The sequence below is a fragment of the Ignavibacteriota bacterium genome (assembly GCA_016713565.1).
Classification (GTDB): Bacteria; Bacteroidota; Ignavibacteria; order Ignavibacteriales; family Melioribacteraceae.
The window spans coordinates 1317597-1332344 of record JADJOX010000007.1 but is presented as its reverse complement, the minus strand read 5'-3'; the positions used below and the strand labels follow the sequence as shown (position 1 = coordinate 1332344).

General features: G+C 31.1%; 13 protein-coding genes. 5 read left to right on the top strand and 8 right to left on the bottom strand.

All coding sequences use genetic code 11. The annotated features are described in order from the left end of the window. Nucleotides 1–109: 109 nt before the first annotated feature. Nucleotides 110–868: a DUF481 domain-containing protein gene (locus IPK06_13240; protein ID MBK7980937.1), complete on the bottom strand. Its 759-nt coding sequence runs from the start codon at nt 866–868 to the stop codon at nt 110–112. Between the two features lie 197 nt (nt 869–1065). On the opposite strand from IPK06_13240, the gene IPK06_13235 reads away from it, so the two are divergent. Continuing rightward, entirely contained in the window at nt 1066–3174 is a 2109-nt protein-coding gene (locus IPK06_13235) for a S9 family peptidase (GenBank protein MBK7980936.1), read from the top strand. A 48-nt stretch (nt 3175–3222) separates the two neighbouring features. Here IPK06_13235 and IPK06_13230 read toward each other — a convergent pair whose 3' ends face one another. Continuing rightward, on the bottom strand, nt 3223–3579 hold the full coding sequence (locus tag IPK06_13230) for a DUF423 domain-containing protein (GenBank protein MBK7980935.1): 357 nt from the start codon (nt 3577–3579) through the stop codon (nt 3223–3225). Nucleotides 3580–3636: 57 nt separating this feature from the next. Beyond that, nucleotides 3637–4980: a PhoH family protein gene (locus tag IPK06_13225; protein MBK7980934.1), complete on the bottom strand. Its 1344-nt coding sequence runs from the start codon at nt 4978–4980 to the stop codon at nt 3637–3639. A gap of 121 nt (nt 4981–5101) precedes the next feature. On the opposite strand from IPK06_13225, the gene IPK06_13220 reads away from it, so the two are divergent. Next, nucleotides 5102–6466, top strand: a complete 1365-nt coding sequence (locus tag IPK06_13220; protein ID MBK7980933.1) for an NAD-dependent succinate-semialdehyde dehydrogenase — start codon at nt 5102–5104, stop codon at nt 6464–6466. A 113-nt stretch (nt 6467–6579) separates the two neighbouring features. Further along, entirely contained in the window at nt 6580–7842 is a 1263-nt protein-coding gene (locus IPK06_13215) for an MFS transporter (protein MBK7980932.1), read from the top strand. Nucleotides 7843–7892: 50 nt separating this feature from the next. Here the strand turns inward: IPK06_13215 and IPK06_13210 are convergent, their stop codons facing one another. Next, nucleotides 7893–8726 (bottom strand): sugar phosphate isomerase/epimerase, encoded by an 834-nt coding sequence (locus IPK06_13210; protein MBK7980931.1) that lies wholly within the window; start codon nt 8724–8726, stop codon nt 7893–7895. A 168-nt stretch (nt 8727–8894) separates the two neighbouring features. Here IPK06_13210 and IPK06_13205 point away from each other — a divergent pair, with 168 nt between their 5' ends. Beyond that, nucleotides 8895–9347, top strand: a complete 453-nt coding sequence (locus IPK06_13205) for a CoA-binding protein (GenBank protein ID MBK7980930.1) — start codon at nt 8895–8897, stop codon at nt 9345–9347. Nucleotides 9348–9384: 37 nt separating this feature from the next. Continuing rightward, the gene (locus IPK06_13200; protein ID MBK7980929.1) at nt 9385–9957 is read left to right on the top strand and encodes a DNA-3-methyladenine glycosylase I; all 573 of its coding nucleotides are present in this window, start codon (nt 9385–9387) and stop codon (nt 9955–9957) included. 16 nt (nt 9958–9973) lie between these two features. Here the strand turns inward: IPK06_13200 and IPK06_13195 are convergent, their stop codons facing one another. The 4 genes from IPK06_13195 to IPK06_13180 all read right to left on the bottom strand — a co-directional run bounded on the left by IPK06_13195 (nt 9974) and on the right by IPK06_13180 (nt 14734). Further along, entirely contained in the window at nt 9974–12517 is a 2544-nt protein-coding gene (locus IPK06_13195; GenBank protein ID MBK7980928.1) for a phosphoenolpyruvate carboxylase, read from the bottom strand. Nucleotides 12518–12537: 20 nt separating this feature from the next. Beyond that, nucleotides 12538–13203, bottom strand: coding sequence for a pyridoxamine 5'-phosphate oxidase family protein (locus IPK06_13190; GenBank protein MBK7980927.1), 666 nt, complete (start codon nt 13201–13203; stop codon nt 12538–12540). Between the two features lie 66 nt (nt 13204–13269). After that, on the bottom strand, nt 13270–13854 hold the full coding sequence (locus IPK06_13185; protein ID MBK7980926.1) for a methyltransferase domain-containing protein: 585 nt from the start codon (nt 13852–13854) through the stop codon (nt 13270–13272). Continuing rightward, on the bottom strand, nt 13847–14734 hold the full coding sequence (locus tag IPK06_13180; GenBank protein MBK7980925.1) for a carbohydrate kinase: 888 nt from the start codon (nt 14732–14734) through the stop codon (nt 13847–13849). The genes IPK06_13185 and IPK06_13180 overlap by 8 nt, the downstream gene beginning before the upstream one ends. Nucleotides 14735–14748: the final 14 nt, after the last annotated feature.

The following is a 14748-nucleotide window of genomic DNA, read 5'->3' as shown; positions in this document are numbered from 1 at the left end:
TTTTTTTTTAAGTTTTGTGCTAACCGTTTTTATGTTATAAGAGAATTAAAATATGGTAATCAATATTTGAATTTAACATAAAGTTGAACATTTAATCACCGATTTATTTTTAAAGATTTACAGTTATTCCGGTTATAGTAACGGTATCCAGATTTTTAATTTTATCCGGCGGAAGGCTGTCATATCTAAAATTGAAACTTAAAGAAAGAACAAGCGTTTCGGAAATCTCAACACCAATATAATTTTCTGATAATATTCGGAAATCATTAAATTTATCGAATCTTGGCTGATAATAAACGGCGAATGAAACTCTTGAATTGCTGGAAATAATATTTGAATAACTAAGATAATTATTCCATCTGTGATCATTAGTTTTGTTTAGATGTTCAGAATATTTTGGCAAATCAAGTTTTTCATATTCAAACATGTATGAAGCCCCATAGTTTAAGTTAGAAATAGAATCAGAAATTATCGAAAATCTTAATCCTGCCCCGACTAAAGTCCTTAGTTGAAGCAGACGCGATTTATCATAATTAATTTGACTGAAAAATTCGGGATAATAAAATTTGTATAATTCATGCAAATATCTGAAATGCAATAACGCATTATTTGAATATTGTGTTCCGTTTTTCCATCCGTAAGAGCCTTGCCCAACAATAATTGAATAATAATTTTCACCTTTGTAATTTAATCTTGCGTCAATTCCCAATTCTTGAATATCTGTATTTCCGGTTTTTGCCGAAAAATTAAAAGTAACCTTTTTTATACTTTTCACAGAAGTATTTAGATTATTGTATTTCTCAATATTAACTTGAGCAAATGTTGTTGATATAAATATTAAAACGGCAATAGCTGTTAATTTATTCATATTTATTAAATAGATAATTGATAATGATATTTTATAAAATTACAAATTAAATGGTAAAGTTACTTTGACCGTTTACCTATTTTAATAAAGTGATACTATGAGTTTTTCTTTCCTAATTGCTCTTTATCATGATTTATTTTCATTACGTTTTGAATTATATTTGAATTCAATATTTTTATTAAAAGAGGGGTGAAATTATGCTTAAAATTTTATTTGCATTGGTGTTTTTAGTTATGGTTTTCGGGTGTTCAGAAAGCAAAATTAAATTAAAATATCCACAAACTGCTAAAGTTGATATTATAGATAATTATTTTGGTGTTAAAGTGCATGATCCTTACCGCTGGCTTGAAGATGATAAATCACCGGAAACTGCAAAATGGGTTGAGGATGAAAATAAAGTTACGGAAGATTATCTTTCAAAAATTCCTTTTAGAGAAAAAATAAAAAACAGACTAACAGAATTATGGAATTTTGAAAAATATTCTGCGCCGCAAAAAGTTAAAGATTTTTACATTTTCTATAAAAATGACGGTTTGCAGGAACAATATGTTGTATATATTCAAAAGGGATTGAATGGTCAGCCGGAAGTTCTGATTGATCCTAATAAACTTTCGGATGACGGATCAGTAAGTTTGGACGATTTAACTTTTTCCAATGACGGAAAATATTGTTCATATTCAATTTCAAGAGGCGGTTCGGACTGGCGCGAAATTTATGTTATGGAAACAGAATCTAAAAAACTACTTCCTGATCATTTAATGTGGGCAAAATTTTCAAGTCTGGCTTGGTTTAAAGACGGATTTTTTTATAGTCGTTATGAAAAGCCGAAAGATGATGAATTGCTAAAGGCCAAAAATGAATTTCATAAATTATATTATCATAAATTAGGCGATGCGCAGGAAAATGATAAATTAGTTTTAGAAGATAAATCAAATCCACAATTAGGCTTTTCTGCTTCTGTAACTGACGATGAAAATTATTTAATAATTTATGGATGGCAGGGTTCCGCAAGTGAAAACAGTGTTTATATTAAAAATCTTAAGACAGATTCTCAAATAAAATTGATACTTGGAAAATTTGATGCGGAGTACGCAATTGTTGATAATTTGGAATCAAATATATTAACCGTAACAAACAAAAATGCTCCTCACTCCAAACTTGTATTAATCGATCCTTTAAAACCCGGCGAAGAAAATTGGAAAACGATTATTCCGGAAAGTAAAGATGTTTTAAAATCCGTGACATATGTCGGCGGAAAACTCTTTGCCGAATATTTAAAAGATGCCAATACAAAAGTTTTGATATTTAATTTAGAAGGTAATCAGCTTAGTGAATTACATTTGCCGGGAATTGGAACCGCATATGGGTTTGGCGGAAAAAAAGATTACAAAGAATTGTTTTATACTTTTACTTCATTCAATTATCCGCCAACAATTTTCAAGTATGATATTGAAAATGATAAATCTGAAGTTTTTAGAAAAATTAATATTAAATTCAATCCCGATGAATATGAAACAAAACAGGTTTTTTACAGCAGCAAAGATGGTACGAAAATTCCATTATTTATTACACACAAAAAAGGATTGAAACTTGATGGTAACAATCCGGCAATGCTTTATGGTTATGGCGGTTTTAATATTTCCTTAACTCCGGAGTTCGCAATTTCCATAATTCCAATTTTAGAAAATGGCGGAGTTTACGCAATGGCTTGTCTTCGCGGCGGCGGCGAATACGGCGAAGAATGGCATAAAGCCGGGATGCTTCAGAATAAACAAAATGTTTTTGATGATTTTATTGCCGCTGCAGAATATCTAATCGAAAATAAATATACAAATCCTAATAAGCTTGCTTTGCGCGGCGGTTCTAACGGTGGAACTTTAATTGGTGCTGTTATAAATCAAAGACCAGAAATTTGTAAAGTTGCATTTCCTCAGGTTGGAGTAATGGATATGTTAAGATTTCATAAATTTACAATTGGCTGGGCATGGGTTCCTGAATACGGTTCAAGTGAAGACTCGGTTCAATTCATGAATCTTTATAAATATTCTCCGCTTCATAATATTAAAAGCGATTTAAAATATCCGGCTGTAATGGTAACAACAGCTGATCATGATGATAGGGTATTTCCGGCACATTCTTTCAAATATGCGGCTACTTTTCAAGAAAAATATAAAGGTGATAATCCCGTACTGATAAGAATTGAAACAAAAGTTGGTCATGGTGCAGGAACAAGTACTTCTAAATCTATTGAGTTATATTCTGATTTATGGTCGTTTATGTTTTATAATCTTGATGTAAAATTGTAAGAAATATTTAATGTAGAGACGTAATAAACATATTTTGTAATTGCGTCTCTACTTTTTCGACGCATAATATATTATTGAAATCCACCCGATAATTAAACTCATTCCACCGACAGGTGTAATCATTACAACAGTTTTAATGCCTGTTAAGCAATAGATGTATATGGAAAATGAAAAGAGAATTATTCCTGTTAAAATAAAATAAAACGGCACTTTTAAATTAAATTTTTGATTCAGAGATATCGCCAATAATACTACCGAATGAATTAAATGATATAAAATTCCGGTTTTGTAAGTTTCAAGCATTTCCGGAGAAAGAATAGATTTAAAACTGTGAGCGCCAAACGCGCCGAGAATAACTCCAAGCGCTCCCATTGCTGAAGATATTATTAAATGATTTTTATTCATAAATGTTTTTTAATTTCTCCCGACATTTGTATAATAAAAATGAATTAAAACTTTCTGTTATAAAATATTACTTGCAAGCTCAGCCAATTCTGATCTTTCACCTTTTTCCAAATTTATGTGCGAGTATAATTTTTGTCCTTTAAAATGATCGATCAGGTATGATAATCCGTTGGATTGTGTGTCTAAATATGGGTGATCGATTTGGTAAATATCTCCGGTTAAAACAATTTTTACTCCGGCTCCGGCGCGTGTAATTATTGTTTTAATTTCATGCGGAGTTAAATTTTGAGCTTCGTCAACAATAAAAAATATTCGCTGTAAACTCCTTCCTCTTATATAGCTCAAAGGTTCAATCACTAATTTATTATCTTTAATCAAGTTTTCAATTGTAGCAAATTTTGAATCTGTTTCTTTAAACTGATCTTGAATAACTTTTAAATTATCCCAAAGCGGCTGCATATAAGGACCAATTTTGCTTTCAACATCGCCTGGTAAAAATCCAATATCTTTATTGCTCAAAGGAACTATCGGTCTGGCTATATATATTTGTCTATAGTTTTTTCTTACCTGCAGTGAACTCGCAAGCGCCAATAATGTTTTTCCGGTACCGGCTTTTCCGGTTAATGAAACCAAAGGAATGTCAGCATTGCAAAGCGCGTGTGTTGCAAAAGTTTGTTCTGCGTTGCGGGGAATTATTCCATAAACATTTTCTTTATCGATACGTTCAAATAAATTCATTTCCTGATTTAAATATGTGAGCACTGAGCGGTTTTCGTTTTTTAGTATAAAGTATTTGTTCGGAACCATTTCCGAATTTATGCGTTTTGCAATTAAATCCGCATCTATACTAAATGGAGTTTTAAATAATATTTGAATAATTTCGTCTTCAAAATCTTCAATTACTTCTTTTCCGCTGTAAAGTTCCTCAATACTTCCAACTCTATCGGTTGTATAATCTTCTGAAAGCACACCCAAAGCTTTTGCTTTCATTCTTAAGTTTACATCTTTGGATACTAAGATTATTCGATCCTTTTCTTTTGTTTCCTGATGTAATAATATCGCGGTATTTAAAATTCTATGATCTGGTGTATCTTCTTTAAATGAATCTTTAATTTCCTTTGCAATTGATTTGCTAATTACAATTCTGACTTTCCCTTTGCCTTTGCCCAATGAAACGCCGCCGTTAAAAAGGTTTTTTCCGGTTAATGAATCCAAAGTTCTAACAAATTCTCTTGCGTTTAAGTTTATAACCTGGCTGCCGCGTTTGAAATGGTCAATTTCTTCAATAACGGTTATTGGAATTACAATATTATTTTCCTTGAATTGATGAATGCAGCTTGGATCATGAAGAATAACATTTGTATCCAACACAAAAGTTTTAACTGATTTCTGCTTGGTCATATAAATCTTACTTTTTTATTTTTGATTTCAAGACAATAATAAATTGATGAACAATGAATATAAATTTTATTAGTATTATTTTAAAATATAAAATTTTCTAAGAAACAACTTAGGTAATTATATGGCAATTGAAACTATAAATCCGGCTAATGAAGAATTAGTAAAAATATTTACTCCGTTTAGTAATAATAAAGTATTGCAGATTATTGATAATGTTCATGAAGAATATTTAGCGTGGAAAAATAAAAACTATTCAGAAAGAAAATCTTTTATGAATAATGCCGCTGAAATTTTGAGAAGTGAAAAAAAACATTATGCCCAAATTTTAACTTTGGAAATGGGAAAACCAATAAAACAAGCAATTGCAGAAGTGGAAAAGTGCGCGTGGGTTTGCGAATATTACGCGGAAAATACGGAATCAATTTTAAGTAAAGAATACATTAAAACAGACGCGAGCGAAAGTTATATTCAATTTGATCCATTGGGAATTATACTTGCAGTAATGCCGTGGAATTTTCCATTTTGGCAAGTATTTCGTTTTGCAGCTCCGGCACTAATGGCTGGGAATGCAGGTATTTTAAAACATGCTTCTAATGTTCCAATGAGTGCCTTGGCAATTGAAGAAATATTTCACAAAGCCGGATTTCCTAAAAATATATTTCGCACACTTTTAATTGAATCGAAGCAAGTTGATTTGGTGATTGAAAATCCAAAAGTTAAAGCTGTTACTTTAACGGGCAGCGAATATGCCGGAAGTATGGTTGCTTCAAAAAGCGGAAAAATGTTGAAGAAAAGTGTAATGGAGTTAGGTGGAAGCGATCCGTTTATAATTTTTGCGGATGCTGATTTAAAGAACACCGTTAAAACCGCCGCAACTGCCAGGCTGCTGAACAACGGACAGAGTTGTATTGCCGCAAAAAGATTTATTGTGGTTGAACAAATTGCGGAAAAGTTTGAACAGATGTTTGTTGAACAAATGGAAAAAACAATTATCGGCGACCCGATGAAGGAAGAAACTGAATTGGGACCAATTGCTAGAGAAGATCTGTTGATTGAACTACATGAACAAATAACGAGATCAGTTGTTGCCGGCGCAAAAATTTTAACCGGAGGAAATCGTTTAAATAAAAAAGGATTTTATTATGCTCCGACAATTATTAGTAATGTAAAAAAGGGGATGGCCGCTTATGAAGAAGAATTATTTGGACCTGCGGCAATTGTAATTAAGGTTAAAAATGAAGAAGAAGCAATTTTGACCGCGAATGATACAAATTTTGGTTTAGGAGCTTCACTTTGGACAATCGATATTGAAAAAGCCAAATCACTTGCTAAGGAAATTGAATCCGGTTCGGTTTATATAAATGGAATGGTAAAATCGGACCCGCGGTTACCTTTTGGCGGCATTAAACTTTCAGGATACGGCAGAGAATTATCACACTACGGAATCAAAGAATTCGTAAATATAAAATCGGTTTGGGTTAAATAAATATCAGCATTTTTTCAATTTGTAATTCATACAGATAAAAGTAAAATTTTTGCTTTTTTTACTAAACCTTTTATTAACTTTAAATTTATCATCAACATAATACAGAAAAAATTATGATAGCCAAAATTAATGAGAAAAAATTCTATCCATGGTTAATTGTCTATTTATTGTGGTTTGTTGCATTGCTTAATTATTTAGACAGACAAATGCTTTCAACAATGAAACCATCCATGATGATGGATATTCCGGAATTGGCAAAAGCTGAAAATTTTGGCAGACTAATGGCAATATTTTTATGGATTTATGCATTTATGAGTCCGATTTCAGGAATAATTGCGGATAGAATAAATAGAAAATGGCTTATTGTAGGAAGTTTATGCGTATGGTCAGCGGTTACAATGTCCATGGGTTTTGCAACAACTTTTGATCAAATTTATTTACTTCGAGCAGTAATGGGAGTTAGCGAGGCATTTTATATTCCCGCGGCATTATCATTAATTGCGGATTATCACCAGGGCAATACGCGTTCAATGGCGATTGGAATTCATACTACCGGAATTTATTTAGGTCAAGCCTTTGGCGGTTTTGGGGCAACATTTGCAAGCTTCTTTTCTTGGCATTTAACTTTTAAATCTGTTGGTTTATTAGGAGTTATTTATGGTCTTATCCTAATATTATTTATTGAAGAGAAGAAAACATATAAAACTGATGTAGTTAAAAGCAGTTTCATTAATGAAATAAAAAAAATGGGAAAAGGTTTGGGGGTATTGTTTGGAAATATCGCGTTTTGGGTTTTGCTTTTTTATTTTTCCGCTCCAAGTCTTCCAGGCTGGGCTGTAAGAAATTGGCTGCCTACATTATTTTCTGAAACACTTAAATTAGATATGGCTCAAGCAGGACCAATTTCAACAATGACAATTGCGTTCGCGTCATTTTTCGGAGTTTTAATTGGAGGTTATGTTTCCGATAAATGGGTTATGAAAAATTTAAAAGGCAGAATTTATACCGGCGTAATCGGATTGATACTTACTCTTCCCGCGCTATTTTTGGTTGGAAAAGGAACGAGCATGGAAGTAATATTAGCCGGAGGAATTTTATTTGGTTTAGGTTTTGGAATATTTGATACTAACAATATGCCCATTCTTTGTCAATTTGTTTCACCAAGATATAGAGCAACCGGATATGGTTTAATGAATTTAGCCGGAATTTCCGCCGGAGCAATTATAACAGAGTTTTTAGGAAAAGCCGCTGATAATGGCGAAATGGGACAAGTATTTGTTTTGCTGACTGTTGTTGTTCTTGTTGCAATAATATTACAACTTGTGGTACTTCGACCAAAAACAATAAATATGACTGAGGACTTTCACTCAAATTGAATTAATAAAATATATAAAGCCGATGTATAATTAAGAATTTTACTTAATTTTTATTCTTTAAAATATTTTTCAATATAATTAATACTTTCATGAATGTTTAATGGTGTTGTTTCTTCCATTAAAATCTCAATGTGCGGTTTTCGTTTTTTGATTAAATCGCACAACAGTTTATAATTTAAAATTCCCTTTCCCGGTGCGACTTGAGAAAGGTTATTATTTTCAACAATAAAATCTTTTGCGTGAATTACAGCAATTTTATCGCCGAATAATTCAAATGATTGTTTAATTATTCTGTCTTGTTCATTAAAGTTTTTAAAATCAATTAAATTTACCGGATCAAAAATTACCTGCAGATTATTTGAATTTATTTTATCCAGCATTTCTTTTATTCTCTGCGGTGTTGTAAGAACATGGCTAGTAACACCTTCAATACCGACGAACACGCCAAATTTTTCTGCTTCATCAACAAGTTCACTTAAGCTATTGTAAAGAAGATTAAAAGCGTAATCGCTTTCATTTTCACTATTATATGAATAATTGGCATTTAATGAACCTGTTTCTGTTCCAATAACACTGCATCCAAAGTCACGGGCAAATCTTACATGCTCTTTAAATATTTCAATATTCTTACGTCTTTGTTCAATATCAGGATGTATATAATTTAAGTAAACACCCAGCACTGAAATTTTAATATTGTGCTTGTATAAAATATCCCTAATATAACTTGCCAAACCCGGATTTAAAATACCCGAGGGATTATCAATGCCGGCAACAGCTTTTGAAAGTGCGAGTTGTATATATGATATATTCTTTTCTTGAATTTTTTTTGCGAGTTCTTCAATACTAAGTTTTCCAAAATCGTGCGCTCTAACGCCAATTAACATTTTATATCCCGAATTCTTAAAATTATTTCTTGGCATTAATTTACAAAATTAAGGAATAGTAAAATATACAAGTACTTAATTTCTCTAATAATAATTGTGTTATTTATAAATTGAACTATATTTTTATTACATAAATTTATTAAAATTAAGTTATGAACAGGAGCAGAAATGACATCAAAAGAAACAGTTGATAATTTTATGAAATGCAAAAATATCGCGGTTGTTGGTGTTTCAAGAAAGAGTTCTAAGTTTGGGAATGTAATTTATAAAGAACTCAAGAATAAAGGATATAATGTTTACGGTGTTAATCCCAATATGGATATAATTGAAAATGACAAATGTTATAAAGATCTGCATGAATTAAACGGAAAAATTGAAGCAGTTGTAAATGTTGTTTCACCAAAGCAGACTTTGGAAGTAGTTAAAGAAGCGAGCTCAATTGGAGTTAAAAATTTTTGGATGCAGCAAGGCAGTGAATCTGATGAAGCAATTAATTACTGTAAAGAAAACGGAATAAATGAAATTCATAAAGAATGTATTTTAATGTTTACGGAGTCAGTCGACTCAATACATAAAGTTCACAAGTGGTTTTGGAAAATACTTGGTAAACTACCTAACTAAATAAATTTTAATTCTAAAAATAGTATTGGATTATTATATGATAAATAGATGTACTTGGTGCGGAACGGATCCGCTTTATGTAAAATATCATGATGAAGAGTGGGGAGTTCCTTCTCATGATGACAGAAAATTGTTTGAAATGTTAAATTTAGAAGGAGCACAAGCAGGATTAAGCTGGTTCACGATTCTTAAGAAAAGAGAAAATTATAAGAACGTTTTTGACAATTTTGACGCGGAAAAGATCTCTAAATATTCAGATAAAAAGATTGAAAAAATTTTACAGGATCCGGGAATTGTTAGAAATAAATTAAAAGTTAATTCGGTTATTACAAACGCAAAAGCTTTCTTGCAAGTGAAACAGGAATTTGGAACTTTTGACAATTACATTTGGCAATTTGTAAATTACAAACAAATAAATAATTCATTTAAAAGCATAAAAGATGTTCCGGCTAAAACAGAAATTTCTGATGCAATGAGCAAAGATCTGAAAAAACGCGGATTTAAGTTTGTGGGTTCAACAATTTGCTATGCATTTATGCAGGCAGTGGGAATGATAAATGACCACACAAAAAATTGTTTTAGATATGAGGAAATCAATAACTTATCTTAAAATTTCTCAATTATAATTAAGCAGAATTTCTGCTTGCATTTATATTTCCGTACAAAGATCGTCTTACCATTTTTTCATAGTTTGATTTGTATTCAGAACCACTTTCAATTTTCTGTAAGGCGGCTTGCTGAATTACCAACAATGGCAGTACAATATTTTCTCTAATTTCAACAGAACTTCTTGATATTGGCTCTTCCTCCATTAAAAACTTATGCTGCGAAATCAACAATGTCATTTCCTTGGTCAGTTCAAATTCATTTAATAAAATTTCCCAAAAATCTTTGTAATCAATATCCTTTGCTATATAGCGGGTCAAATCAAAATTACATTTTTTTAGTGACATCATACTATTGAGAATCAATGTTTTGAAAAATGGCACCGTGTTGAATAAGTTTTTTAACTCTTCAAACTTTCCATCATCAACCAAAGTTTTAATTGCCGTTCCAAGTCCAAAATAACCAGGCACATTTTGTTTTAATTGACTCCAAGAGCCGACAAAGGGAATAGCCCGCAAATCTTTCAATTCCAAATTTTTATTGTTACCTCTTTTTGTAGGTCGACTGCCGATTTTTGTATCGCCGTAAAATTTTAATGTACTTTTGTTTTCCAAATATGGTACAAACATCATGTGATTTTTTAAAGATGTATATTTTTCAAAACTAACGTCTGCAATACGTTCTATTAAATTTCTTGAAGATTCAGAAATTGCATTATCCTTTTCAAATAAATAATGAGACAAACCGGCGGTGATCAGCATTTCAGAATTATGAATAAAGTGATCTTTGGTTCCATACTTGCTGGAAATAGTTTGTCCCTGTATTGTAATTTGAATTGCATTATTTGCAATTCTATCGCTTTGCGATGCGTAGAAACGATGAGTTTTTCCGCCGCCTCTTGCCGGTGGACCGCCTCGTCCGTCAAAGAAAATTGGTTCAATATTATAACTTTTGCATACAGAAGTTAAATTCTCTTTGGTTTTAAATATGGACCAATTAGCCTGCAAATATCCGCCGTCTTTAGTTCCATCAGAAAATCCCAGCATTATGGTTTGGTAATTATTTCTTTGGAAAATATGTTTTCTATAATGAGTTAATGAAAAAAGCTCATTCATTATTTTTTCCGAATTTGCCATTCCCTCAATTGATTCAAATAAAGGAATTATATCGATGGGAATATTTTCATTGTGCCAATAACACCACTTTAATAAAGCAAAAACAAAAAGTACGGAATAAATATCTTCTGAATTACTTATAACATATCTGTTGCAGCCTATTTCTCCATTTTTTTCTTGAATGAAATGAATCCGTGAAATAGTTTTTATCGTATCTTTTACCAATTCATTTTCAAATTGATCAGTGCTGACAGAAATATTTTTATTCAACAAAATTTCAATTAGTTCATCTTTGCGTAATTCATCCAAAGTATCTTTAATTAGATTTTCCTTTTTTAGAATTTCTTCAATAGTTTGTTTGTGAACTTTATGATTTTGCCTAATATCCAAAGACGCAAAATGTGTCCTAAATATTTTTACTTTATCGATTAAATTTTCTATTTCTTCCAAATATAAACCATTATATTCTTTAATTACTAAATCTTTTATTTCGATTAGATACGTTAACAGTTCATCAAATTTTATTGTATTAGATTTTTCAAAAATATTTGAATAAACTTTATTTATTAATTGATCAAGTATCTCTTCAACCTTTTTAAATGTAAGTTTAGGTTCAAGTTTTTTCAGATCATTATAATAGCAGTTCATCAAACTCATTCGTAAATTATCAGCGACATCCATAGTTGTTTCTGCAGTAACAAATGGATTACCGTCTCTGTCTCCGCCGGGCCAAAATCCGAATTGAATTATATTTGGATTATCAAAATTATCCGGGAGATTTTTTTTTATTGATGAATAAAGTTCGATAACTGCATCATAATAGATTGTACTTAAGAAATAAATTACATTTTTAGCTTCATCAAGCGGAGTCGGTTTTTTAGAGTTTATTAATGAAGTTAATCCCAACTGCTGTAAAGTTATGTCTATTTCGTTTATGCTGTTTTTTGTAATCAGCTTGCGTAAATTACCAATAATTTCCAAAACAGAATGCGAATAAAACTGTGTTGGGTGTGCCGTAAACACAATTCTGGTACTGAAGTTAGAAAGTTTATCAATTAACTTTTGTTTGTTATTTTTACTTTCCGATAAATGAATATAATCTTTCAAATTAAGATTGTTTTCTAAATTTAATAGATCAGTATATGCAGCATCTTCCACACTATCATAAAGAACAACTTGTCTTTCAACATATTGAATTACCCTGAACATAAAATCAATTTTTTCTTCTTCCGTCTTTAAATCTGTATGAGTATTAAAAAATAATTCTATAATCTCAATTGGATCTTTACCGGATTCAAGTCCGGTTTTGCAGACATGACTTAACAAAGGAATTAATATTCCAATATTACTAACATTTGGATAAGGAAGATTTAAAAACAAACTGTTATAAACATTGAATTTATTATTTACAAATTTTTCAAATTCTTTTATTATCAATGAATTTTGCATATATATTATTTCTTATTTTTTCAAAAACCGTTTTTATTTTTTTCATAAAAATCCAAAACATGCTGAGGGATTGGAACTCCGTCTTTTATATTTTTATCCGGAATTGGAAATTCACAAATTGTTTTTATTGGAAATTCGCCTGACCAATAATCTAACTTATAATCTTCAACATTATCTTTTGGCGGAGTGTCGGCAATTTTTGCCGAAGCCGATTCAATATCAATCGCTAAAACTCGTGTGGCTTTTAATTCATTTTCATTCGGCGGTCTGCAAAAATCCCACCTGTTTGGTACAAAATGATTTATTAAAGCTTTTAAACCAATTAACTTTTCTTCGTTAGTTTTTAACTCACGCACTTTTCCAAAAACAATAACCGATCTAAAATTTACAGAATGATGAAAAGCCGAGCGCGTTAATTTTATAGAATCCAAATACATTACGCTTAAGCAAACTTCCTCAGCCTCAATTAATGCACTTGTCATTCTATTTTGCTGAGACCCATGAAGATATAAAGTCTCTCCGTCTCTTCCAAAATTTATTGGTTGAACATAAGCTTTGCCTTCAATCGAAAAAGCAATGTTGCAAATTTCTGACGAATCCAAAATTGAATGAATAATTTTTTTATCATATGAGGCTTTGTGTCCGCCGCGTATAACCTTATTTAGTTTAGATATTTCGTAATCCATAAACTCTGTTTTATGTTAGTTTTTAATTTTACAATTCGGAAGTTTTATAAATGTTAGAATAGGAAATTAATCTTTCTTAAAATTAATTGTGTAATTTCTTTCGGTACCGAAAAGCTCAGAAAAATTGAAATTGTATTTTTCAGCTAATATTTTAATTTCGTTAATGCTCATTTTATCAGGATCACCGGCTAACTCTGAAATTGATAAAATACCGTTTTGCTTTAACATTCGGTAAAATTCAGAGAGATAAATATCTTTGTTTGTAACTTCACCGAGTACACTTATTAAAAAAATCCTGTCAAAATAATTACTTTGTAAATCAAATGCACGTCCGCCGCACAAATAATATTCAGCATTGCTAATATTTCTTTTGTGCAATCTTTTCTTCGCAATATCCAGCATTTCCGTTTGAATATCGGCTAAGACTAATTTCCCATAAGGGATTTCTTCAGCTATTTTTGTACTGAAATATCCCGGTCCGGATCCAACTTCCAAAACAAAATTATTATCAGTCAAATGAAGTCGTTCAATTAATTTTTTAGGAGAAAGAAAAATATTTCTTATCGGCAGCAGCAAAGTAAATGCATATTGATAAGGAAAAACTCCTTTACCGGAAAAACTTTTTTTAACCGGTCCATTTATATTAAGCATTTTTAGTATTTATAAAATTATTAATTTCGTTAATGTCTAGAATTGGATTCGCGCCTTTGTGTGATGCTACCATTGCGCCTACAGCGCAAGCAAATTCCAAACTGTCGTAATAATTATTTGTTGTCTGCAATTTATATATCAACGCTGCTAAAAAACTATCACCCGCTCCTACAGTATCTTCAACTTTTACATTAAAGCCATTATTATGATAAAACTCGTTTTCTATAAATAATACGGCGCCGTCCTTGCCTTTTGTTATGCAAATATTTTGCGTATTGGTTTTATCCGAAATGAATTTTATGTTTTCTTCAATTGAAGTATATTTTGAGCCCAATTCAACAGCTATAATTAATAATTCTTCATCATTCATTTTTATGAAATCCGATTTATTCATTAAATCTACAATCAGGCCAAAAGAATAAAACGGCGCACGCAAATTAACATCAAAGATCTTATGTTTTGCAAAAGGTAATAATTTATATAAGGTACTTTTAGATATATTATCTCTGCATACGAGAGAGCCAAAAACAAATATATCGGAGTTTTTAACTAGGTTTATATTTTCTTCATTTAGTTCAATTTTATCCCATGCAGAAGGTATTACAATATCATAAGTCGCAATTCCATTTGAATCCAATGTAACCAACACTTCGCCGGTTTTAATTTTTGCATCAACTTGAATTTGAGATACATCAACAAATTTATCCTTCAATATTTTCAGCAATTGTCCGCCATTATCATCTTGTCCGATTTTTGAAATTATTTTTGTGGAAATTCCGAAGGATTGAAGCCGAATAGCAGCGTTCATCGGAGCTCCGCCGGCAACTTTTCCGGTTGGTAAAATATCCCAAAGAACTTCACCGAAACAAATTGCGTTCATATTTTTATTCGATT